Origin of the sequence: Quatrionicoccus australiensis (assembly GCF_020510425.1) — a bacterium.
GTDB classification, from domain to species: Bacteria; Pseudomonadota; Gammaproteobacteria; order Burkholderiales; family Rhodocyclaceae; genus Azonexus; species Azonexus australiensis_A.
Genome location: NZ_JAHBAH010000001.1, coordinates 1,076,127 through 1,098,345, shown reverse-complemented (window position 1 = coordinate 1,098,345; position 22,219 = coordinate 1,076,127). Strand labels below are relative to the sequence as shown.

General features: G+C 62.5%; 19 protein-coding genes. 12 read left to right on the top strand and 7 right to left on the bottom strand.

The window, feature by feature from the left end; all coding sequences use genetic code 11:
• Nucleotides 1-26: 26 nt before the first annotated feature.
• Entirely contained in the window at nt 27-569 is a 543-nt protein-coding gene (locus tag KIG99_RS05370; protein WP_226459208.1) for an NUDIX domain-containing protein, read from the top strand.
• 123 nt (nt 570-692) lie between these two features.
• On the opposite strand, the gene KIG99_RS05365 is transcribed toward KIG99_RS05370, so the two are convergent.
• The 6 genes from KIG99_RS05365 to fabI form a co-directional block, all read right to left on the bottom strand.
• Nucleotides 693-3,575: an adenosylcobalamin-dependent ribonucleoside-diphosphate reductase gene (locus KIG99_RS05365; protein ID WP_404817901.1), complete on the bottom strand. Its 2,883-nt coding sequence runs from the start codon at nt 3,573-3,575 to the stop codon at nt 693-695.
• 231 nt (nt 3,576-3,806) lie between these two features.
• A complete protein-coding gene (locus tag KIG99_RS05360; protein ID WP_226459206.1) occupies nt 3,807-4,982 on the bottom strand; it encodes an acetate/propionate family kinase in 1,176 nt (391 codons plus the stop codon).
• Nucleotide 4,983: 1 nt separating this feature from the next.
• Entirely contained in the window at nt 4,984-6,402 is a 1,419-nt protein-coding gene (locus KIG99_RS05355) for a bifunctional enoyl-CoA hydratase/phosphate acetyltransferase (RefSeq protein WP_226459205.1), read from the bottom strand.
• A 149-nt stretch (nt 6,403-6,551) separates the two neighbouring features.
• Nucleotides 6,552-7,040: a hypothetical protein gene (locus KIG99_RS05350; RefSeq protein WP_226459204.1), complete on the bottom strand. Its 489-nt coding sequence runs from the start codon at nt 7,038-7,040 to the stop codon at nt 6,552-6,554.
• 52 nt (nt 7,041-7,092) lie between these two features.
• A complete protein-coding gene (locus tag KIG99_RS05345) occupies nt 7,093-7,671 on the bottom strand; it encodes a hypothetical protein (RefSeq protein ID WP_226459203.1) in 579 nt (192 codons plus the stop codon).
• Between the two features lie 90 nt (nt 7,672-7,761).
• The gene (fabI, locus tag KIG99_RS05340) at nt 7,762-8,565 is read right to left on the bottom strand and encodes an enoyl-ACP reductase FabI (protein ID WP_226459202.1); all 804 of its coding nucleotides are present in this window, start codon (nt 8,563-8,565) and stop codon (nt 7,762-7,764) included.
• Between the two features lie 257 nt (nt 8,566-8,822).
• Here fabI and KIG99_RS05335 point away from each other — a divergent pair, with 257 nt between their 5' ends.
• The 9 genes from KIG99_RS05335 (at nt 8,823) to KIG99_RS05295 (ending at nt 19,561) form a co-directional block, all read left to right on the top strand.
• The gene (locus tag KIG99_RS05335; protein ID WP_226459201.1) at nt 8,823-10,619 is read left to right on the top strand and encodes an NADH-ubiquinone oxidoreductase-F iron-sulfur binding region domain-containing protein; all 1,797 of its coding nucleotides are present in this window, start codon (nt 8,823-8,825) and stop codon (nt 10,617-10,619) included.
• Nucleotides 10,620-10,621: 2 nt separating this feature from the next.
• Nucleotides 10,622-11,419 carry a 2Fe-2S iron-sulfur cluster-binding protein gene (locus tag KIG99_RS05330; protein WP_226459200.1) on the top strand — a complete coding sequence of 266 codons (798 nt, stop codon included), beginning with the start codon at nt 10,622-10,624 and terminating at the stop codon, nt 11,417-11,419.
• Between the two features lies 1 nt (nt 11,420).
• On the top strand, nt 11,421-11,972 hold the full coding sequence (locus KIG99_RS05325; protein ID WP_226459199.1) for an NADH-quinone oxidoreductase subunit B family protein: 552 nt from the start codon (nt 11,421-11,423) through the stop codon (nt 11,970-11,972).
• 13 nt (nt 11,973-11,985) lie between these two features.
• The gene (locus KIG99_RS05320) at nt 11,986-13,449 is read left to right on the top strand and encodes a Ni/Fe hydrogenase subunit alpha (RefSeq protein WP_226459198.1); all 1,464 of its coding nucleotides are present in this window, start codon (nt 11,986-11,988) and stop codon (nt 13,447-13,449) included.
• Nucleotides 13,446-14,015, top strand: a complete 570-nt coding sequence (locus KIG99_RS05315) for a hydrogenase maturation protease (protein WP_226459197.1) — start codon at nt 13,446-13,448, stop codon at nt 14,013-14,015. Before KIG99_RS05320 ends, KIG99_RS05315 begins: the two co-directional genes overlap by 4 nt.
• Complete coding sequence (locus KIG99_RS05310; RefSeq protein WP_226459196.1) at nt 14,012-14,536, top strand: hypothetical protein; 525 nt, start codon at nt 14,012-14,014, stop codon at nt 14,534-14,536. The genes KIG99_RS05315 and KIG99_RS05310 overlap by 4 nt, the downstream gene beginning before the upstream one ends.
• Nucleotides 14,537-14,648: 112 nt before the next feature.
• Nucleotides 14,649-15,635, top strand: a complete 987-nt coding sequence (locus KIG99_RS05305) for an HlyD family secretion protein (RefSeq protein ID WP_226459195.1) — start codon at nt 14,649-14,651, stop codon at nt 15,633-15,635.
• Between the two features lie 6 nt (nt 15,636-15,641).
• Nucleotides 15,642-18,425 carry a ribosome-associated ATPase/putative transporter RbbA gene (gene rbbA, locus KIG99_RS05300; RefSeq protein ID WP_226459194.1) on the top strand — a complete coding sequence of 928 codons (2,784 nt, stop codon included), beginning with the start codon at nt 15,642-15,644 and terminating at the stop codon, nt 18,423-18,425.
• A gap of 2 nt (nt 18,426-18,427) precedes the next feature.
• Entirely contained in the window at nt 18,428-19,561 is a 1,134-nt protein-coding gene (locus tag KIG99_RS05295; RefSeq protein ID WP_226459193.1) for an ABC transporter permease, read from the top strand.
• Nucleotides 19,562-19,612: 51 nt separating this feature from the next.
• Here the strand turns inward: KIG99_RS05295 and KIG99_RS05290 are convergent, their stop codons facing one another.
• Nucleotides 19,613-19,810, bottom strand: coding sequence for a hypothetical protein (locus KIG99_RS05290; RefSeq protein WP_226459192.1), 198 nt, complete (start codon nt 19,808-19,810; stop codon nt 19,613-19,615).
• A 539-nt stretch (nt 19,811-20,349) separates the two neighbouring features.
• Between KIG99_RS05290 and kdpF the strand changes: the two genes are divergently transcribed.
• Together kdpF and kdpA are read left to right on the top strand one after the other, a co-directional pair.
• Nucleotides 20,350-20,442, top strand: a complete 93-nt coding sequence (kdpF, locus tag KIG99_RS05285; RefSeq protein WP_226459191.1) for a K(+)-transporting ATPase subunit F — start codon at nt 20,350-20,352, stop codon at nt 20,440-20,442.
• A complete protein-coding gene (gene kdpA / locus KIG99_RS05280; protein WP_226459190.1) occupies nt 20,439-22,217 on the top strand; it encodes a potassium-transporting ATPase subunit KdpA in 1,779 nt (592 codons plus the stop codon). Before kdpF ends, kdpA begins: the two co-directional genes overlap by 4 nt.
• Nucleotides 22,218-22,219: the final 2 nt, after the last annotated feature.

The following is a 22,219-nucleotide window of genomic DNA, read 5'->3' as shown; positions in this document are numbered from 1 at the left end:
GGCGTTTTACTTTGTGGAGTCGATACATGTCGCACGATAGTCACCTGATTGAATCCGAGATCACATCGGAAAGCGTGTTCAAGGGTTGCCTGCTCAACGTTCGCAAGGACTCTGTGCGGCTGCCCGACGGCAATGAGTCGGTGCGCGAATACATCGTGCATCCCGGCGCCGTCGTCATCCTGGCTTTCCTGCCCAACGGCAATCTGTTGTTCGAGCGCCAGTTCCGCTACCCGCTACGCCGCGTTTTCCTTGAGTTGCCGGCGGGCAAGATTGATCCGGGCGAAGCGATCCTCGATACCGCCCGCCGCGAATTGCGCGAAGAAACCGGCTACGAAGCGAGCGACTGGGAATACCTCGGCGTGATGCATCCCTGCATCGGCTACTCGGACGAGCGCATCGAAATTTTCGCAGCGCGCGGCCTGCATCCGGCCGGCGCGCAGGAGCTGGATCACAACGAGTTCCTGGAGGTCGTCGAATTGTCCCCTGCGGATGCCAAGCAGGCGGTCTGGGATGGCCGGATCACCGATGCCAAGACCATCACCTCCTTGTTCTGGCTGGACAAGCCCTGAGCAAAAATGGCCTTTTCCAGCGGTCGACCGCTGGAAAAGGCGGAATTCCGGATTCAGGTTTTCCTGCCCAGAAATGCAAAACGCCCCGGTTTTCCGGGGCGTTTTCTTTGTCGCAGCCTGAACTTAGCCGCAGGTTCCGACCGCGCCGCAGGCTGTACAGAAGTCACAGCCATCCTTGCGGATCATCGTGTGGTTGCCGCACTCGCCACAGAGCTTGCCCTGCGTCGGCAGCACCTTGTTGCTGGAACTGTCTTCCGGCGCTTCAAGGATGCCCATCTGCTGGAGCGGGAAGCCCTTGTCATCGAGGATGCCGAGCATCGAGTAGCGATGGATGATCAGGTTGGCGATGTAGGCGACCGTGGATGGATAGGTCTGCTGCTTGCGCGAACCCGGTACGAAGGCCATGAAATCGCCGAGCGGTTCCGGATAGTCGAGCAGCTTGCGCAGCTTCATGCCGATCCAGGCCGGGTCGAGCACGCGCATGTCGAGCGACAGCAGCTTGCACAGGCCATCGAGGGCGCGCGGGTAGTTGCCGGCCAGCCACATCGAGTAGGGGCGGGTGACGCCATCCGGCAGCGTGATTTCCTTGAGGCCGAGAACGAAGTCTTCGCCGCTTGACGGATTGGTCACGTCGACCGTCCAGGACAGCGTGCCGTCGGTGCCGGTCTTCGGTTCCTTGGCGCTGAACAGGGCATCCTTCACCGGCGTCGGGCCGTCATGCTTGAAGGCGCCGAGTTGTTCGCAACGCCAGCGGATGATCTGGGCCATTGCCGAGACAACGGACGGCACGCGCTTGCGTTCGCCATGCGGCGGCATCGGCAGTTCGAAGGAGTCGCCCGGCGTCTTGGCCAGGGCATCCAGCTTCATTTCCAGCCAGCCGTGATCGTTGGCGCGCATGTCCATCGACAGGGTCTTGGCAACGGCACCCAGGCCACGCGGTTCGGCCGGGCCGTTCGCCCAGACTTCGAACGGCCAGGCACGGCCTTCCGGTTCGACGTGGCCGACGAACAGCGCAAACTTACCGATCGGCGAGTCGAGCATGTAGGTCCAGCACAGGTTGCCTTCCGGCAGGTTCGGGCGGCCCGGCCAGCGCAGGCTGGAGAGCACCGGTGCCGGCAGGTTCTTGATCGACAGGCGACGGTTGGCGTCAGAGACGAAATCCTGCGGCGACTTGGCATCAGCGGCAGCGGCGGCTTCGGCCTTGCTCGGCTCCGGCGTGACGGAGAGAACGGAACCCAGGATGCTGTTCGGACGATAGGTGGCCAGACCCTTGAGGCCGGATTTCCAGGCGCTCATGTAGAGATCCTGGAAGTCTTCGTAGGGGTAGTCGCCCGGCACGTTGACCGTCTTCGAGATGGCGGTGTCGATATGTGGCGCAACGGCAGCAACCATGTCCTTGTGCGCGGCAGCCGAGATTTCCAGGGCGGTAACGAAGTACTCGGGCAGCTTGCTGACATCGCCGCCGAGGTGCTTGTACAGGCGCCAGGCGTAGTCCTCGACCGAGTATTCCTTGAGCGTGCCATCCGGCATGCGCTTCTTGCGGCTGTAGGTCCAGGAGAAGGGCGGTTCGATACCGTTCGATGCGTTGTCGGCGAAGGCCAGCGAAATGGTGCCGGTCGGGGCGATCGACAGCAGGTGCGAGTTGCGCAGGCCGTGCTTGCGGATCTCGGCCTTGACGTCGCCCGGCAGGCGGGACGCGAAGTTACCACCGGACAGATACAGTTCGGCATTGAACAGCGGGAAGGCGCCGCGTTCCTTGGCCAGTTCGACCGAGTACAGGTAGGCGGAGTCGCGCATGTGTTCGGTGATGCGGGTGGCCATGGCACGGGCTTCCGGCTTGTCGTAACGCAGGCGCAGCATAGCCAGGGCATCGCCCAGGCCGGTGAAGCCGAGGCCGACGCGGCGCTTGTTGGCGGCTTCCTGCTGCTGGCGCTCGAGCGGCCAGTGCGTGGCATCGAGCACGTTGTCGAGCATGCGGGTCGAGACGCGGCAGACTTCGGCGAATTCGTCGAAATCGAACTCGGCCTGTTCGGAGAACGGGTGACGCACGAACAGGGTCAGGTTGATCGAACCCAGGCAGCAGCAGCCGTACGGCGGCAGCGGCTGTTCGGCGCAGGGATTGGTCGCCTCGATCACTTCGCAGTAATTGAGGTTGTTGTCCTTGTTCATGCGATCGAGGAACAGGATGCCCGGTTCGGCGTGGTCGTAGGTCGACTTCATGACCTGGTCCCACAGATCGCGGGCGCGTACCTTGCGATAGACCCACAGGCCGTCTTCACGCTGGAAGGCGCCGGAGGACTTCATGTCGCCGTTCGGTTCGGCGCGATGGGTCAATTCGACGTCGCCATCGCAGTCGACCGCTTCCATGAAGGCATCAGTGACGCCGATCGAGATGTTGAAGTTGGTCAGGTCGCCCTTGTCCTTGGCGTGAATGAATTCCTCGATGTCCGGATGGTCGCAGCGCAGCACGCCCATCTGGGCGCCGCGGCGGGCTCCGGCGGACTCGACGGTTTCGCAGGAGCGGTCGAAGACGCGCATGTACGACACCGGGCCGGAGGCGCGTGACTGGGTGCCTTTGACGCGAGCGCCTTGCGGCCGGATGGAGGAAAAGTCGTAACCGACGCCGCCACCACGGCGCATGGTTTCCGCGGCCTGGGCGAGGGCGGTATAGATGCCCGGCTTGCCGTCGGTGTTTTCGACGATGGAATCGCCGACCGGTTGCACGAAGCAGTTGATCAGGGTCGCCTGCAGATCGGTACCGGCGGCGGAATTGATCCGGCCGGCCGGGATGAAACCGTTTTCCTGGGCCCACAGGAACTTCGATTCCCAGTGCGCGCGATCCTTTTCCTGCTCGATCTGGGCCAGGGCGTAGGCGACGCGACGACGCACGTCGTGAACGTTGGTTTCCTTGCCTTTGGCGTACTTCTCGATCAGGACTTCAGCCGAGATTTCCTGTTCGGCGAGCGGGGCGAATTCGGGTGCGGCTGGAATGTCGGTCAGTGACAGTTGTTCGGCGACTGGGCTCAATTTTTGCTCCTCAGCATTGTGTGCATTGATTGGTTTGTTGATTTTTTGAATGACCAACAATCTACTATATCTAGTAGGTCAATACAATCCGTTGACTAGATACGGGGTTCTGTGCCGGTCATGCAACCCCCTTGTCATGCTGCTGAAAAGCCCGAAAAAACAAAGCCCCGGCGGCTTTCGCGACCGGGGCTTGCGGTGAAAATATTTTTGTTAAAGGGCGAGCAGGGTCTGTGCGTGATGCGCCATCATCCACTCTTCGTTGGTCGGAATAACCAGCACGTCGACGCTGCTGGTGCCGGCGGCAATATTCAGATCGTGACGGGCGTTGGCTTCCGGATTGACGCGAATGCCCAGCCATTCGGACAGCAGGCAGACGCGGCGACGGACTTCGGCGGCGTGTTCGCCGATGCCGCCGGTAAATACCAGGGCATCGATGCCGCCGGCCGCGGCGGCGAGCGAACCGAGTTCGCGGGCGATGCGATAGCAGAACAGGTTAACCGCTTCCTCGGCTTCCGGCTTGTCGGAAGAGAGCAGGGTGCGCATGTCCTGGCTGATGCCGGAAACGCCGAGCAGGCCGGATTCCTTGTAGAGCATCTTGGTCATGTCCTTGACGCTGAGGCCCTTGGTTTCCATCAGGTGCAGGATGACACCGGGGTCGAGGTTGCCGCAGCGGGTGCCCATGACCAGGCCGTCGATGGTCGAAAAACCGAGCGTCGTGGCGACGCACTTGCGATTGACCATGGCCGCCATGCTGGCGCCGTTGCCGAGGTGGGCTACGATGACGCGGCCGTCGGCACGCCGGGAGTGTTGCGGCAGGGCGCGCGCGATGTACTCGTAGGACAGACCGTGGAAGCCGTAGCGCCTGACGCCTTCGGCGGTGATCGAGCGGGGCAGGCCGAAGATCTGGGCGACGTCGGGCTGGCTGCGATGGAAGGCGGTGTCGAAGCAGGCGATTTGCGGCACTTCGGGCAGCAAGGCCTGCAGCGCGAGAATGCCGGCGACGTTGTGCGGCTGGTGCAGCGGCGCGAGCGGGAAGTAGCTGGTCAGTCGCGTCAGCACATGCGGTGTGACGACGATCGGCTTGGAATAGTGTTCGCCGCCATGCACGACGCGGTGGCCGACGGCGACGATTTCCCAGTCCTGGTGGCTGGCGGTGAACCAGTTGAGCAGGGCGTCGAAGGACTGGTCGTGATTGACCTTGCCCAGCGATTCTTCGGCAATCAGTTTGCCGGCGCGGTTCTTGGCAACCAGCTTGGTGTCTTCGGCGCCGATGCCGTCGATCTGGCCCGAGACTTCGGCGATCGACAGAATGGGGCGGGCAAGCGGGAAGAGCGCGAATTTGATCGATGAAGAGCCGGCGTTGATGGTGAGAATACCCTGTTGCATGTCAGGCGTTTCCTTTGTTGCGGTTGGCGTGGGCAATCAGTGCGGCGATGACGCATGAAGCCGTGCGGGTTTCGGCCGAGTCAGCACGGCTGGTCAGCACTATGGGGACCCGGGTGCCGAGCACGATGCCGGCAGTCAGGGCGTTGGCGAGATATTCGAGTTGCTTGGCAACCATGTTGCCGGATTCAAGATCGGGTACGACGAGAATCTCGGCATGGCCGGCGACCGCGGATTTGATGCCCTTGGTCTTGGCGGCGACGATGGAAACGGCATTGTCGAAAGCGAGCGGGCCGTCCAGGATGCCGCCGCGAATCTGGCCGCGATCAGCCATCTTGCACAGTGCAGCGGCGTCCAAAGTGGACTGGATTTTCGGGTTGACCGTCTCGACGGCCGAGAGAATCGCCACCTTGGGTTCCGGGATGCCGATGATGTGGGCCAGCTCGATGGCGTTCTGGATGATGTCGACCTTGTCTTCCAGGGTCGGTGCGATATTGATTGCCGCATCGGTGATCAGCAGCGGCCGGTGATAGGTCGGCACATCCATGACGAAAACGTGACTGATCCGGCGCGAGGTGCGCAGGCCGTTGGCGCGCGAGACAACCTCGCCCATCAGCTCGTCGGTATGCAGGCTGCCCTTCATCAGCGCCTCGGCATCGCCGGTGCGGACCAGCGAGACGGCGATGGCCGCGGAATCGTGACTGTGCGCGGCATTGACGATGCGGATGCCGTGCAGGTCGATGCCGAACTCCTCGGCGACCGAGCGGATCTTGGCTTCCGGGCCGACCAGGATGGGTTCGATGATGCCCGCCTGGAAGGCCATGACCGGACCTTTCAGGGATTCCAGGTCGCAGGGGTGGGCGACGGCGGTCGGGATCGGCTCCAGGCCCTTGACCCGCGACAGCAGTTGCGTGTAGCGCTCGTATTTGTCGTCGATGCGGATTTCCGGCATATGCACGGCCTGCATGTGCGTGACTTTTTCCGACGGGGCTAGTACTTCGGCCGTGCCGCGCACGACTTGCAGGCCTTCCTGGTTGGTGCACACGCAGTCGAAGATGACATGCCGGTTGTGATCGAACTTCTGTTTGGCGGTGACGGTGATCGTGATCGTGTCGCCGATCGTCACCGGACGCGCGAAATGCAGCGCCTGATCGACCAGGATGGTGCCCGGTCCGGGAAACTGGGTACCGAGCACGGTCGAGATCAGCGAGCCGCTCCACATGCCGTGCGCAATCACTTCGCGGAACATGCCGCTTTCGGAATATTGCGGATCGACGATGCTCGGATTGATGTCGCCGGTCAGAATGGCGAAAAGCTTGACGTCTTCCGGGCGCAGGGTGCGGGTCAGGCTGGAGGTGTCGCCAATGCGGATTTCATCGTAGGTGCGATTGACGAGATAACGTTGTTCGTGGCTCTCATGCATGCTGTTGCTTCCCAAGAAAGGCGGTTTTCCGAATATCTGCCGGCAGAGTTCGAGTATAGGGTGTTGCAGTGCAGCAAACAATTGAGCCGGTGAGTTTTGTCATCTGCTGCCTGCGAGGGCGATTCCTGATTGGCGCCTGGCGAAACCGCTCAGGCAGCGCGCGGCGCCGTCCGGCGATCGTGTGCCAGTGTTTTGGGCGGCGCTTCGATCAGCAGTTCAGGATGTAGCTGCGAGAGCTGGTCGATGACCCACTGGTTGGCCTCGTAGGTGAATTCGCGGGCGACCAGCGGGGCGCCGGAAAAGGCCTCGACAAAGAGGGCGACCGCAGCCGAACGGCTGACGCCGTATTCGCAGTGCACCATCATCGAGATTTCGAATGGCGCGCGGTGCAGTTCGCCGACGAAGTTGCTGATGCGGCGGGCGATCGGATAGTCGAACATGCCGGGAATCGGCGATGGCAGATATTCATCGGCCGGTACGGCGTCGTAGAACGACAAGCGCAATACGTGCTGGAACATCGGATCGAGTTTTGCATCCGGCGTGCCGGGATCGGTGATCGAGATGACTGCCATGTACGGATTGCCGGCGAGCGACTCGGCCAGTTCGCGCGAGGCGTAACAAACGTGATTGATGGTCATGACGGGATGCCGGCGGGAAAATGGGCTGAAATTGAAGGTCGACCGTTGCGCATCATTCCATGAAGACCGGATCGGAAAAGACCAGCGTGCCGTCCTTGCGCATCATCAGGTTGTCGGACTTGATGAGGTCGGGCAGGGCACCGTATTCGCTCGAGAACTCCTCCAGTGCCTTGAGCGACTCGCGGACCGTATCGGTCCAGCCCATGGGCGTGACAACCAGGTGATGCAGGGCGATGCGTCCCATGTCCTGGGCCAGGTTGCGCCACATCACGCAGGCGTCGAAATAGGAGGTCGAGATCTTGGTCGCTACTTCTGCGGCATCGCCGCCACCGGGCAGCGGGTAGAGCTTTTCGACTTCGACGATATGGAAGGGAAAGCCGCGGCTGGAGCGCCCGGCCGTGCCATGGTCAGCATAGACAACCGGAAAGTGCCGCCCGGTCGGGCGGTCTTCCGCCGTGTAATAGGCATAGTCGGTCGGTGAGGAAAGGATCTTGAAGACACGTTCCTGGCCATCGACGATGTCGCCGTCTACGACGATGGTGTTTTCGCCGCGCCCGATCTCCTTGCGGCCGTTCAGCAACGGGTGATCAGGTACCGGATCGGGGATGATCAGGTCGCAGTTGGTTTCCATAGGCGGCTCCATCAGGTTGTCCCAGACACCGGAAGCATAGCGCAAGACGCAGACGGACTGCGCCTTGCGCTAACGTGTGCCGAAGCTGGCTCAGGCGACGATATGGGCGCCGGCGTCGACGAAGATCGTCTGGCCGGTCATGCCCGACGAGCCCGGGGTGCACAGGAAGGCGGTCAGGGCGCCGACTTCGTCGATGGTGACGGTGCGGCCGAGCGGCGCCTTGTCGGCATCGGATTCGAGCAGCTTGTCGAAGTGGGCGATGCCGGAGGCGGCACGGGTCATGATCGGGCCGGGCGACACGGCGAAAACGCGAATACCCTTGGGGCCGAGATCGTAGGCCATGTAGCGGACGGCCGATTCAAGCGCGGCCTTGATGATGCCCATCACGCCATAGTTGCGGACGACGCGTTCGGCACCGAGGTAAGACATGGTGATCAGCGAACCGCCATGCGCCATCAGCGGCTCGACCGCCTTGGCCATGCGCAGGAAGCTGTGGCAGGAAATGTTCATCGCCGAGTCGAAGCCGGCTTCGGTGGTGTCGATGACGCGGCCGTGCAGGTCGTCGCCATTGCAGAAAGCCATCGAGTGAATGGCGAAGTCGATCTCGCCGAATTCGTCGCCACACTGCTTGATGGCGGCTTCGAGGCTGCCTTCCTCGGTCACGTCGAGCTTCACAAACAGCTTGGCGCCAAGGGCTTCCGCCAGCGGCTGGGTGTACTTGGCGGTCTTGTCATTCTGGTAAGTCAGGGCAATTTCGCCGCCCAGCGCGCGAATTGCTTTGGCGACGGCAAAGGCGATCGACTTGTCATTGGCGACGCCGGTAATCAGGCCTTTTTTGCCGGCGAGCGGCAAAAGGGCGGTAGCGGTCGAGTTTTGTTCGGAGATCGTGGTCATGCTGTTCTACCTTTCCTGGACGGGCTTTGTTTGTTGTGCGTTGCAGCACCAAAAACTGGTTATTGCCGAATCGTTAAGCCGGAGCGGTTGCGGCGGTGCAGCATTATTGTGGCACAGAAATGGCCTTCGGTTGATTAAGGGATTATTTCGCAAATTCAACCGGATACGTTTCCGAAACAATTGTTGATCCAGCGCAATATTCGTCATGGTGAAGCTCATTATTGTTACGCGATTCTTACCGTCCAGGAATTGCAGCCATGTCTGAAGTTTCGGAATTTTCCCGTCTCGTTGAACCTGTTCTACAGCGGCACCAGTGGCGACCCGATCGCCTGCTCCAGATCCTGCGCGATGTCCAGGATGTGCTCGACTACCTGTCGGACGACACACTTGTCCGACTCGCCGAGGAACTCAGGATTTCGTATGCGCAGGTGCGCAGTACCCGTGATTTCTACGCCTTTCTCTACAGCGAGAACCGCGGTCGCTACCGGGTCCTGTTTTCCGACAACATCACCGATCGCATGCTCGGCAACCAGGCGCTGTTCGAACAGATGCTGGCCAATTTCGGTCTGGCTGCCGGTCAGGTTTCTGCCGATGGCCTGGTCAGTGTCGATCTCACCTCCTGTACCGGCATGTGCGATCAGGGGCCGGCCATCCTGGTCAATGAGCTGGCAATTACCCGGATGACGCCGCAACGCGTCGATGAGATCTGTGTCCTGGTCAAGAACGAAGTGCCGCTTGCCGACTGGCCGGCCGAGTTTTTTGTCGTCGAGGACAATATTCGCCGCGCCGACATGCTGCTCGGTACGCCGCATGAGCCGGGGCATGCCATCCGCGCCGCGATTACCCGTGGCCGCGACGGCATGCTGGCCGAAATGCGGATCGCCAACCTGCGCGGCCGCGGCGGCGCCGGCTTCACCACCGCGATCAAGTGGGAGGCCTGCCGCCAGGCGCCGGGTGAGCAGCGCTACATTGTCTGCAATGCCGACGAAGGCGAGCCGGGTACCTTCAAGGATCGTGTGCTGCTGCAGTCGTATGCGGGCCGGGTCTTCGAGGGCATGGTCATTGCCGCCTACACGGTCGGCGCCCGGTTGGGCCTGCTCTACCTGCGCGCCGAATACCGTTACCTGCGGCCGCAGCTCGAAGCCTTCCTCGCCGGCATGCGGGCGCAGAACCTGTTGGGCAAGGACATTGCCGGTGACAAGGGCTTCGATTTCGATATCGAGATCCATCTCGGGGCCGGTGCCTACATTTGCGGCGAAGAGTCGGCGCTGATCGAGTCGCTCGAAGGCAAGGCCGGCAAACCGCGGGTGCGCCCGCCCTTCCCGGTGACTTGCGGCTACATGAACCAGCCGACCGTGGTCAATAACGTCGAAACCCTGTGCAAGGCGACCGAAATCGCCATTCATGGCGGCGCCTGGTACGAGGCGATCGGCACCAAGCAGTCGACCGGCACCAAGATCATTTCAGTGGCCGGCGATTGCGAACGGCCCGGTCTTTACGAATACGCCTTCGGCGTGCGCATTGCCCAGATCCTCGAGGACTGCGGTGCCAGCGAGGCAATGGCGGTGCAGGTCAGCGGCGCTTCCGGCGTTTGCCTGTCCGAGCGCGAGTTCGGCCGGCGGATTGCCTTCGAGGATGTGCCGACTGCCGGCTCCTTCATGATTTTCGACACGCAGCGTGACCTCTTTGAAGTGGCACGCAATTTTGCCCATTTCTTCCGCCACGAATCCTGCGGTTTCTGTACCCCCTGCCGGACCGGCACGGCCTTGCTCAGCGACTTGATGGACAAGATTGCCGACGGGCGCGGCACCCAGTACGAGATGAACGAACTGCTGCGCGTGCAGGCGGTGATGAAGGCGAGCAGTCACTGCGGTCTTGGCCAGACGGCCGGTAATGCGGTGGCCGATACCGTGCAGAAATTCCGCCCGGCCTATGAGCGCCGGCTGGCACAGACCGACTTCATGCCCGCCTTCGATCTCGATGCCGCACTGGCCAAGGGGCGGGCGATTACCGGGCGGGACGATGCCCTGGCCCACCTCGATCAGGGAGCTTGAACATGAGCGATTACAACACCAGCGGATTCGACAGCGCCAACATGTTCTCGATCGACGGTCGGCGCATTCCCTTCAAACCCGGCCAGACCATCCTGCAGGCGGCACTCGAGGCCGGAGTCTACATCCCGCACCTGTGTCACCACCCGGATCTCAAGCCGCACGGCAGTTGCAAGCTGTGTACGGTGACGGTGAATGGCCGCAACGGCTCGGCCTGTACGGCACGGGCGCTGCCCGGCCTGGAAGTCGAAAACGACACGCCGGCCCTCAACGACCGGCGCCGCGTGCTGCTCCAGATGCTCTTCGTCGAGGGCGATCACTTCTGCCCAGGCTGCGAAAAGAGTGGCAACTGCCAGTTGCAGGCGCTGGCCTACGATCTGGAAATGGTCGCGCCGCACTTCCGGCATTTTTTCCCGAAGCGCACGGTCGATGCTTCGCATCCGGATATCTGGCTCGATCTCAACCGCTGCATCATGTGCGAACTCTGTGTGCGCGCCAGCCGCGACATCGACGGCAAGAACGTTTTCATGCTCGCCGGCCGCGGTGCCAATTCGCAGGTCGTCGTCAATTCGCCGACCGGCCTGCTCAAGGACAGCGCCCTGACGGCCGATGACGCGGCCGCGCAGATCTGCCCGGTCGGCGCCATTCTGCACAAGCGGGTTGGCTACAGCGTGCCGATCGGCCAGCGCCAGTTCGACGACGCGACCATCGGCCACCAGGTCGAATACTTGGCCCGCCGTCATATCCCGATCAAGCCGGTGGCGGTCGACGCCCCGAAAATGCCGGAAAAGGAGGGTGTCTGAAATGAATGCCCCGCACCAAATAGCGCGCAAGCTGCGGGTGGCGACGACCTCGCTGTCCGGCTGCTTCGGCTGCCACATGTCCCTGCTCGATATCGACGAGCGCCTGCTGGAACTGGCGCATCTGGTCGAGTTCGACCGCTCGCCGATCACCGACATCAAGCATTGCGGGCCGTGCGACATCGGCCTGGTCGAAGGCGGTGTCTGCAATGCCGAGAATGTCCACGTGCTGCGCGAGTTGCGCGAGAACTGCAAGGTGCTGGTCGCCCTCGGCGCCTGCGCGGTCAATGGTGGTTTGCCGGCGCAGCGCAACAATCTTGACATCAACCAGTGCCTGAGCCAGGTCTATCGCAACGCCGACGGCGTGGTGCAGGTGCCGAACGATCCGGAGCTGCCGCTGCTGCTCGACAAGGTCTACCCGATCAATGAAATCGTCCGTGTCGATTACTTCCTGCCCGGTTGTCCGCCCTCCGGCGACACCATCTGGAAGTTCCTGACCGATCTGCTGACCGGGCGCACGCCCCGCATCGAGCACCCGTTGCTCAAATTTGACTGAAATCGGAGTCCCCATGTTCGCTCTGGAAACCGCTGCCCATCCCGAAAACCTGCGCCGAATCGCGATTGACCCGGTGACGCGGGTCGAGGGTCACGGCAAAGTGACGCTGCTGCTCGACGAAAACAACAAGGTGCACCAGGTGCGCCTGCACATCGTCGAGTTCCGCGGCTTTGAAAAATTTATCGAAGGCCGCCCGTACTGGGAGGTGCCGGTCACCGTGCAGCGCCTGTGCGGCATCTGCCCGGTCAGTCATCATCTGGCCGCGGTCAAGGCGATGGATCAGATCGCCGGCTACGGTCCACTCACGCCGACGGCCGAAAAGCTGCGCCGCCTGATGCATTACGGCCAGATGGTGCAGTCGCACGCCGTGCATTTCTTCCATCTTGCCTCGCCCGACATTCTGCTCGGCTTCGACAGCGACTTCACCCGGCGCAACATCGTTGGCGTCGCTCTCGATCATCCGGAAATCGCCAAGCAGGGCGTGCTGCTGCGCAAGTACGGTCAGGAAGTGATCCGTCATACCGCCGGCAAGCGCGTGCATGGCACCGGCGCCATTCCGGGCGGCATGAACAAGGCGCTGAGCCTGGCCGAACGCGACGAAATGGCCAAGGATATCGATCAGATGATCGCCTGGTCGCTCGGCGCCGTGCATATGGTCAAGCAGTTGCACGAAACCAATCCCGGCTTCTACAACGTGTTCGGCGAGTTCCGCTCGAACATGATGGGTCTGGTCCGGCCCGATGGCGCGCTCGATTTCTACCATGGCGCGCTGCGTGCGGTCGACGCTGATGGCGGCACCATTTTCGACCAGGTCGATTACGCCACCTACCAGCAGGTGCTGGAGGAAGAGATCAAGCCGTGGAGCTACATGAAGTTCCCGCACATCAAGAGCCTGGGGGCGGAAAACGGCTGGTACAAGGTCGGCCCGCTCGGCCGTGTGCAGGCCGCCAGCTTCCTGTCCACACCGCTCGCCGAGGCCGAACGCCAGGCGATGATGGCGCTCGGCGGCGGCAAGCCGGTGCATGGCACCCTGATGTATCACTGGGCGCGCCTGATCGAAGTCGTGCATGCCGCCGAAATGATCCGCGACCTGCTCAACGATCCCGAAATTCTTGGCCTCGACCTGATGGCCGACAAGGGGCCGCGCCGGCACGAAGCGGTCGGCGTCATCGAGGCGCCGCGCGGCACGCTGTTCCACCATTACCGCGTCGATGACGACGATCTGGTCACCTACTGCAACCTGATTGTGTCGACAACCAATAACAACCAGGCGATGAACGAGGCGGTCCGCACCGTTGCGCGGCAGTATCTCGACGGGCGGGTGATCACCGAAGGCCTGCTCAATCACATCGAGTGCGCCATCCGCGCCTACGATCCGTGCCTGTCCTGCGCGACGCATGCGCTGGGCAAGATGCCGATGACCGTCGAGTTGGTCGATCCGGCCGGGCAGGTGATCAGCTCGCTGAGCAAGGGATGAGTCTCGCGACTGTCCCGCCGGTCGTCGTCATCGCCATCGGCAATCCCAGCCGCGGCGATGATGCGATCGGGCCGCTGCTTTACGGTCGACTGTGTGAATGGCTCGAAAATCAAGGTCTGGCCGGCGAGTTCGATCTTTATGAAGACTTCCAGCTGCAGATCGAGCATGCCCTCGATCTGAAAGGCCGACGCCTGGCCTTGTTCATCGATGCCGGCGACAACACGCCGGGGCCCTACACCTTCGGTCAGGTTGCCGCCGCCGAAGGCATCATGCACACCTCGCACGCCCTGCCGCCGGAATCGGTGTTGCAGGTCTATCGCCAGGTCGAAGGCGGCGAACCGCCGCCGTCCTTCGTGCTGTGCGTGCGGGGCGAACAGTTCGCGCTTGGCGCCGAGCCGGGCGACGCGGCGCTGGCGCATGTCGAGGCGGCTTTTGCCTTGCTCTGCGAACTGTGCCGGGAGCCGCAAGTGTCCGCCTGGTTGGCGCAGGCGGAAACAGGCGGCAACAGCGCGCCGGTTTCTGCCAGAATGGCAGCGTCGACCGCCAGCCCATCACTCGCCCCTTGATCACCACGCTCCGCCGGACCTGTCTTCTTCTCGTTTCTTTGTTGCTTGCCGCCTGTGCCGGTTATGCCGGGCGCGGCTTGCAGCCGGGCATCGCGACCATCGATGACGTGGTCGCCAGCATGGGGCCGCCGGCGCTGCGCTGGCAGGATGCCGATGGCAGCCGGCAACTCGCCTTTCCGCGCGGGCCGGCCGGCGTGCATACCTTCATGGCGTTTTTCGCGCCAGACGGGCGTCTGATCCGCATCGAAAACGTCCTCGACATGCCGCATTTCGCGCGCATCCAGCCCGGCAAGCATGATCAGCAGGACATCCTGCGCCTGCTCGGCCCCTCCAACCCGGCGTGGACAGCCTATTTCGAGGCGCGCGACGAACTGGTCTGGGAATGGCTGTTCTGTGACGACTGGAACCGGCTGGCCCGCTTCGACGTGTTGTTCGATGGCCGTACCGGCATCGTGCGCACCACCTACCAGCGTCCCGAACTGCAGGGGCGGAGCAATATTTCGCCTTACTGCAGTCGCTGATTGCGGCTCGCCCCGGGACGGTTTTTCGGCGAAAAGCCTTCTCCCCGCGCGGTCGCGCGCCTATAATCGGAACAACTAATGACCGTCTGGTCAGTAACCGATCGGGTGCCACATGAACCGTTCTCGTCTTGGCAAAACCTTGATTTTTGCCTTTCTCGCAGCGTTGACCGCTGCCGCCGCCTTCTACCTCTATCAACAGCGCCCGACTGGCTTGCCGGCCGGTCTGGCGAGCGGCAACGGCCGTCTGGAAGCGATCGAGGTCGATGTGTCGACCAAGATTGCCGGCCGGCTGAGCGTCCTGACACCGCGCGAGGGCGACATGGTCGAGGCCGGTAGCGTCGTCGGGCGCATTGATGCGGCCGACCTGCAGGCCCAGTTACGCGCCGCCGAAGCACAGGCATTGCAGGCCAGGCAGGCGGTCAATGAAACTCAGGCCGGGGTGGAAAAGTCGGCCAGCGATGCGAAGCTCGCCGGCAAGACCCTGCAACGCTCGCAGGAGCTGGTGGCGCGCGGCTTCCTGTCCGGCGCCACGCTGGATAAGGATGTGACTGGCGTGCAGGGCGCGCGGGCCGGTCTTTCCCAGGCCCGGAGCCGGGTCGCCGAGGCCGATGCGGCAGTGGCTGCGGCGGTGGCCAAAGCCGAGAGCCTGAAGGTCAATGTCGACGATACGGCGCTCAAGGCGCCGATCAGCGGCCGCGTTCTCTACCGTCTGGCCGAGCCGGGCGAAGTGCTGGCGGCGGGCGGCAAGGCGCTGACCCTGCTCGACCTGACCGACATGTACATGACCATCTATCTGCCGACCGCGAAAGCCGGGCAGGTGGCCCTGAACAGCGAAGCGCGCATCCTGCTTGATGCGCTGCCCGGCCAGCCGATACCGGCGACGGTCAGTTTCGTTGCGCCCAAGGCCCAGTTCACGCCGCGCGAAGTCGAAACCAGCAGCGAACGCGAAAAACTGATGTTCCGCATCAAGCTCAAGGCCGATCCGGCCTGGCTGGCGGCGCATCGCGACCTGGCCAAGGCCGGCATGCCGGGTATCGGCTATGTGCGGATCGATGCCAGCCAGCCCTGGCCGGCCGAACTGCCGGGTACCGGAAAGTAGGCTGCGATGAACGCGGCCGTCACGCCGCCCGCCGCCGGCTCTGCCGCCCGGCCGACCATCGTTCGCCTGAGCGCGGTCAGCCAGCGCTATGCCAGCGCGGTCGCCCTCGATAACGTCGATGTCGCGTTGCCGGCCGGCTGCATGGTCGGCCTGATCGGGCCGGACGGCGTCGGCAAGTCCTCGCTGCTCGCCCTGGTCTCCGGCGCCCGCCAGATCCAGACGGGCAAGGTCGAGGTGCTCGGCGGCGACATCGGCGAGCGGCGTTTTCGCGCTTCGGTACAGCCGCGCATCGCCTACATGCCGCAGGGCCTGGGCAAGAATCTCTATCCGACGCTGTCGGTCTTCGAGAATGTCGATTTCTTCGGTCGACTGTTCGGTCAGGGCAAAAAGGAACGCGCCGTGCGCATCGCCGAACTGCTTGAAAGCACCGGCCTGACGCCATTTCGCGATCGCCCGGCGGCCAAGCTGTCGGGCGGCATGAAGCAGAAGCTCGGTCTGTGTTGCGCGCTGATCCACGATCCCGACCTGCTCATCCTCGACGAGCCGACGACCGGCGTCGATCCCTTGTCGCGGCGACAGTTCTGGGAGTTGATCGATTCCATCCGGGCGCGCCGGCCGGGCATGAGCGTGCTGGTTGCCACCGCCTACATGGAAGAAGCCCAGCGCTTCGACTGGCTGGTGGCAATGGATGCCGGCCGCGTGATCGGTGCCGGCACGCCGGCCGAACTGCTGGCGCAGACCGGGCAGACGACGCTCGACGGTGCCTTCATCCAGTTGTTGCCGGAAGCGCGCCGGCAGACCCACCACGAACTGGTCATCCCGCCGCGGCCGGCCGACGACGGCAGTTTTGCCATCGAGGCCGATGCCCTGTCGCAGCGTTTTGGCGATTTTACGGCGGTCGACCGGGTCAGCTTCAAGATCGCGCCGGGCGAGATTTTCGGCTTCCTCGGTTCGAACGGCTGCGGCAAAACGACGACCATGAAGATGTTGACCGGTCTGCTGCCGCCGACCGAGGGCGAGGCGAAACTGTTCGGGCGTACGGTCGATGCGCGCGACCTGGAAACGCGCAAGCAGGTCGGCTACATGTCGCAGGGTTTTTCGCTCTACGGCGAGTTGAGCGTGCGCGCCAATCTCGAGCTGCACGCCCGCCTTTTCCATCTGCCCGACGCCCGGCGCGGCCCGCGCATTGCCGAGCTGATGCAGCGTTTCGGGCTGGATATCTACGCCGACCAGGCTGCCGCCGAACTGCCGCTCGGCATCCGCCAGCGCCTGTCGCTCGCCGTCGCCGTGGTGCATGAGCCGAAGCTGCTGATCCTCGACGAACCGACCTCCGGCGTTGATCCGATCGCGCGCGACGAGTTCTGGGAACTGCTCGTCGAACTGTCGCGGCAGCAGGGCGTCACCATCTTCATCTCGACGCATTTCATGAATGAGGCGGCGCGCTGCGACCGCATCTCGCTGATGCACGCCGGCAAGGTGCTGGCCAGCGACACGCCGGCGGCGCTGTGCGAGCAGCGCGGCAAAGCGACGCTGGAAGAGGCCTTCATCAGTTACCTGGAAGAGGCGAGCGCAGCGGTCAACCCGGAAAAACAGGCAAAAACGGCGGTCGACCGTATGGCGCCGGCGGCCACCGAGTCCGCGCCGCATTCGGCCGCCGCAACCAGCTTCTTCAGCCTGCGCCGCCTGCTCGGCTATGCCTACCGCGAGGCGCTCGAACTACGCCGCGATCCAATCCGCCTGGCCTTTGCGCTGCTCGGCTCGGTCCTGCTGATGTGCGTGCTCGGCTTTGGTATTTCGCTCGACGTCGAGGGCCTGCGCTTTGCCGTGCTCGACCGCGACCAGTCGCCGGAGAGCCGCGCCTATATCCAGAACATTGCCGGCTCGCGCTATTTCATCGAGCAGCCGGCCATCCTCGACGATGCCGAACTCGAGAGCCGCATGAAGAACGGAGAACTGGCGCTGGCGGTCGATATTCCCGTGCATTTCGGGCGCGACCTGCGGCGCAGCCACTGGCCGGAAGTCGGCGTCTGGATCGACGGCGCCATGCCGTATCGCGGCGAGACCGTGCGCGGCTACGTGCAGGGCCTGCATCTCGATTACGTGCAGCAGATCATCCGCGAGAAAACCGGCGTCAGCAGCGGCTATCCCGCCAATATCGTGGCGCGCTACCGCTACAACCAGGATTTCAAGAGCATCTTCGCGATGGTGCCGGCGGTGATCCCGATCCTGCTGATCTTCATCCCGGCGATCCTGATGGCGCTCGGCGTCGTGCGCGAGAAGGAGCTCGGCTCGATCACCAATCTCTACGTGACGCCGGTGACGCGCCTCGAATTCCTGCTCGGCAAGCAGTTGCCCTACATCGTCGTCGCGCTGATCAGCTTCGTGCTGCTGATTATCCAGTCGCAGCTGATGTTCCATGTGCCGATCAAGGGCAGCCTGCTTGCCCTTGCCTGCGGCGCCTTCCTTTACGTCATCGCGACGACCGGCTTCGGCCTGCTCATCTCGACCTTCACCAGCACGCAGATTGCCGCGCTGTTCGGCACTGCGATCCTGACCATCCTGCCCACCGTCAGCTTCTCCGGGCTGACCACGCCGGTGGCGGCGTTGCAGGGCGCCAGCTACTGGATAGGCCAGTTCTTCCCGGCCAGCTACTTCCTGATCATCAGTCGCGGCACCTTCACCAAGGCGCTCGGCTTTGCTGATCTGGTGCCGCAGTTCATCGGTCTGGCCTGTTTCATTCCGGTGCTGACGCTGCTCTCGGTGGCGCTGCTCAGAAAGCAGGAGAAATAGGCATGCGCTGGGTTACCTGGAGCAATATCTACCGCCTCGGCTTGAAGGAGCTGAAAAGCCTGGGCGCCGACAAGGTGCTGCTGATCCTGATCGCCTGGGCCTTCTCCGGCGCCATCTACACGGCGGCGACCGGCGCTTCGCTGGAATTGCGCAACGCGCCGGTGGCGGTGGTCGATGAAGACCAGTCGCCCTTGTCGCGGCGCATCGTCGATGCGTTTTACCCGCCATATTTCAGTCCACCGTACCAGGCGACATTGGCCGAACTCGACAAGGGCATGGATTCCGGGCGCTACAACTTCACGCTGATCATCCCGGCCAACTTCCAGCGCGACGTGCAGGCCGGCCGCAAGCCGGATGTGCAGCTCAATATCGACGCGACGATCATGAGCCAGGCCTTCATCGGCTCGACCTACATCAAGAGCATCGCGCTTGGCGAGGTCAACGAATACCTGACCGGCACCCGCAACAGCACACAGACGCCGATCACGTTGAGCACCCGGGTGCGCTTCAACCCGAACCTGACCGGCGTCTGGTTCGGCGGCGTCATGGAGGTGATCAACAACGTCACCATGCTGACCATCATCCTGGTCGGTGCCGCCTTCATCCGCGAGCGCGAGCACGGCACCCTCGAACACCTGCTGGTGATGCCGCTGACGCCTTTCGAAATCATGCTCGCCAAGATCTGGGCAAACGGCTTGGCCGTGCTGCTCGGCGCCAGCTTCGGGCTGATCGTCATGGTCCAGATGGTGCTCAAGGTGCCGATCGCCGGTTCGGTGCCGCTTTTCCTGGCGGCGGCGACCTGCTACCTGTTCGCGGCGGCCTCGATCGGCATCTTCCTCAGCACGCTGGCCCGGTCGATGCCGCAGTTCGGGCTGCTGATCATTCTCTGCATCATCCCGCTGCTGATGCTGTCCGGCGGCGTCACGCCGCGCGAAAGTATGCCGCAACTGGTCCAGGACATCATGCTGGCGGCACCGACCACCTATTTCGTGCGATTGGCGCAGGGCATCCTGTATCGCGGTGCCGACTTTTCGGTCATCTGGCAGGATCTGCTGGCGATGACCGGCGTCGGGGCGGCCTTCTTCAACCTGGCGCTGTTCCGCTTCCGCAAGTCGGTAACGCAGACGCAGATATGAAAAAGGGAGGACAGCTTGCCTGTCCTCCCCATGTCTTCGAACAAGTCGTGCTCAGGCCGGCATGAGCGCGTTGGCCTTGACGAAGATGTCCCACTCCTCGGGATCGAGTTCAAGGCTTTCCGGCTCCCCGGCGATGTCGACCGCTGCGAGGAAATAGCCCTCGGCATCGGTGTATTCCTTGACTGCGCGAACCGTGACTTCAGGGAAACCACTGCCGGATTTCCAGATACCTGTTGCGGGTTTGGCCATGTTGGGTACTCCAGGGTTGGGGATATGCAGACTGCCTGCACAAAAACTGACTGACTTCGGGGCGGGAAGTTCCGTTGTTGTGGGGTGGAGAAAGTATTGCGCCGGGATTTGCGGCAAGGCGCTTTATACCGAGATGCCGGTCAGGGAGGTCTGCATCGGGATCGAGGCGTCAGCCATTCCTGACGCCAGCAATGCATTGCCCGGCCTGCGCCCTTGGCGGGGCGATTGTGCAAACTCGCTATCCGCTCCGCGTATCCCAATACAGGCGACTCAATGGCCATGACTTCGCGGGCATGAAGTTGTCTGTTGCCATTGGCGCACGAGTTTTTACGACTCATCGCGCCCGCGATTTTTACCGTTTCTTTATATTTCCCACCCCGTATTTCTAGAAGATTTTGATAGCGATTTTTCTAGTATGCCCCTGTCGCAATTTCAACATGGGGTGTACATATGGATCTCGTCTATCTCGCCGGTATCGGGCTGTTTCTTGCCCTGATGCTGGCTCTCGCCAGCGGCTGTGCCCGGCTGGGAGGTGCCAAATGATCTGGCTATTCGTCCTTAGTGGCGGCGTTGCCGCCGGCCTGCTGGTCTATCTGATCGCGGCACTGCTCAATCCGGAGAATTTTTCATGAGTCATCATGCCTGGATTCTTCTTGGGACTTTTCTTTGCGTCCTGCTGCTGACCGTCAAACCATTGGGCACCTATATTGCCAATGTGATGGAAGGCCGCTTGCGTCTGGCCGGCAAGATCGAATCACCCCTCTATCGCCTGTGCGGTATCCGCCCGGACGAGGAAATGGGCTGGTTGAAATACGCCTTTGCCATTCTTTTGTTCAATTTTCTCGGCTTCCTTGCGGTTTATGCCCTGCAACGCCTGCAGATTTATCTGCCACTCAATCCGCAGGCTTTCCCGAATGTCAGCCCTGACTCGTCGTTCAATACCGCCATCAGCTTTGTCGCCAATACGAACTGGCAGGGGTATGTTGGCGAAGCAACAATGAGTTACCTGACGCAGATGCTGGGTCTTGCGGTTCAGAACTTTCTTTCGGCAGCCACCGGCATTGTCGTGGTGATTGCCCTGATCCGCGGTTTCGCCCGTCATTCGGTGAAAACCGTCGGCAATGCCTGGGTTGATCTGACCCGTGTCACGCTGCATATCCTGTTGCCGCTTTCCGTCGTTTGTGCGCTGGCACTGGCCAGCCAGGGCGTCATCCAGAATTTTGACGCCTACAAGGAAGTCACGACGCTGGAAGTGACCAGTTTCGACAATCCGAAAGTCGATGCTGCCGGTCAGCCGATGAAGAACGACCAGGGTGCTGTCGTTACCGAACCGACGCAGACGCAAAGCCAGACGCTGGCCATGGGGCCGGTTGCCTCGCAGGAAGCAATCAAGATGCTGGGTACCAACGGTGGCGGTTTCATGAACGCCAACTCGGCGCATCCCTTTGAGAATCCGACGCCGTTGTCCAATTTCATCGAGATGCTGTCCATCTTTCTGATCCCGGCCGCGCTCTGCTTTGTCTTTGGTCGGATGGTCGGCGATACGCGTCAGGGCTGGGCTGTACTCGCGGCGATGACCCTGATGTTCGTCACGCTGGCCTATGGTGCGATGCATTTCGAACAGCAGGCCAATCCGCTGCTCACCCAGTTGGGTGTCGACTCCGCCGCCGGCAATATGGAAGGCAAGGAAACCCGCTTCGGCGTTGCCGATTCCGGCCTGTTCGCGACCATCACCACGCTTGCCTCCTGCGGTGCGGTCAACGCCATGCACGACTCGTTTACGCCGCTTGGCGGCCTCGTGCCGTTGATCGACATGCAACTCGGCGAAGTGGTGTTCGGCGGCGTCGGTACCGGCCTCTATGGCATGCTGGTCTTCGCCATCCTGGCGGTGTTTGTTGCCGGCCTGATGATCGGCCGCACGCCGGAATACCTGGGCAAGAAGATCGAAGCCTTTGAAATGAAGATGGTCTCGATCGCCATCCTGGTCACGCCGCTGCTGGTGCTGGTTGGCACCGCCATTGCGGTGATGGCGGTCGATGGCAAGGCGGGTGTCGCCAATCCTGGGGCACACGGTTTCTCGGAAATTCTTTATGCCTTCACTTCGGCCGCCAACAACAACGGCAGCGCCTTTGCCGGGCTGTCCGCCAACACGCCGTTCTACAACGTGATGCTCGGCATCGCCATGTGGTTCGGCCGCTTCGGCGTGATCGTGCCGGTGCTGGCGATTGCCGGCTCGCTGGCCGCCAAGAAGCGCATCGCCGTCGGTGCCGGCACGCTGCCGACGCATGGCCCGCTGTTTGTCACGCTGCTGATCGGCACCGTGCTGCTGGTCGGCCTCCTGAATTACGTCCCGGCGTTGGCTCTCGGCCCCGTCATCGAGCACCTGGTGCTCTGGGCCGGTCACTAAGC

Bases quoted from the DNA above. Each gene is read 5' to 3' on its own strand.
- KIG99_RS05370 (WP_226459208.1), top strand. From the start codon at position 27: ATGTCGCACGATAGTCACCTGATTGAATCCGAGATCACATCGGAAAGC.
- KIG99_RS05360 (WP_226459206.1), bottom strand. From the start codon at position 4,982: ATGCAACAGGGTATTCTCACCATCAACGCCGGCTCTTCATCGATCAAA.
- KIG99_RS05355 (WP_226459205.1), bottom strand. From the start codon at position 6,402: ATGCATGAGAGCCACGAACAACGTTATCTCGTCAATCGCACCTACGAT.
- KIG99_RS05350 (WP_226459204.1), bottom strand. From the start codon at position 7,040: ATGACCATCAATCACGTTTGTTACGCCTCGCGCGAACTGGCCGAGTCG.
- KIG99_RS05345 (WP_226459203.1), bottom strand. From the start codon at position 7,671: ATGGAAACCAACTGCGACCTGATCATCCCCGATCCGGTACCTGATCAC.
- fabI (WP_226459202.1), bottom strand. From the start codon at position 8,565: ATGACCACGATCTCCGAACAAAACTCGACCGCTACCGCCCTTTTGCCG.
- KIG99_RS05335 (WP_226459201.1), top strand. From the start codon at position 8,823: ATGTCTGAAGTTTCGGAATTTTCCCGTCTCGTTGAACCTGTTCTACAG.
- KIG99_RS05330 (WP_226459200.1), top strand. From the start codon at position 10,622: ATGAGCGATTACAACACCAGCGGATTCGACAGCGCCAACATGTTCTCG.
- KIG99_RS05325 (WP_226459199.1), top strand. From the start codon at position 11,421: ATGAATGCCCCGCACCAAATAGCGCGCAAGCTGCGGGTGGCGACGACC.
- KIG99_RS05320 (WP_226459198.1), top strand. From the start codon at position 11,986: ATGTTCGCTCTGGAAACCGCTGCCCATCCCGAAAACCTGCGCCGAATC.
- KIG99_RS05315 (WP_226459197.1), top strand. From the start codon at position 13,446: ATGAGTCTCGCGACTGTCCCGCCGGTCGTCGTCATCGCCATCGGCAAT.
- KIG99_RS05305 (WP_226459195.1), top strand. From the start codon at position 14,649: ATGAACCGTTCTCGTCTTGGCAAAACCTTGATTTTTGCCTTTCTCGCA.
- rbbA (WP_226459194.1), top strand. From the start codon at position 15,642: ATGAACGCGGCCGTCACGCCGCCCGCCGCCGGCTCTGCCGCCCGGCCG.
- KIG99_RS05295 (WP_226459193.1), top strand. From the start codon at position 18,428: ATGCGCTGGGTTACCTGGAGCAATATCTACCGCCTCGGCTTGAAGGAG.
- KIG99_RS05290 (WP_226459192.1), bottom strand. From the start codon at position 19,810: ATGGCCAAACCCGCAACAGGTATCTGGAAATCCGGCAGTGGTTTCCCT.
- kdpF (WP_226459191.1), top strand. From the start codon at position 20,350: ATGATCTGGCTATTCGTCCTTAGTGGCGGCGTTGCCGCCGGCCTGCTG.
- kdpA (WP_226459190.1), top strand. From the start codon at position 20,439: ATGAGTCATCATGCCTGGATTCTTCTTGGGACTTTTCTTTGCGTCCTG.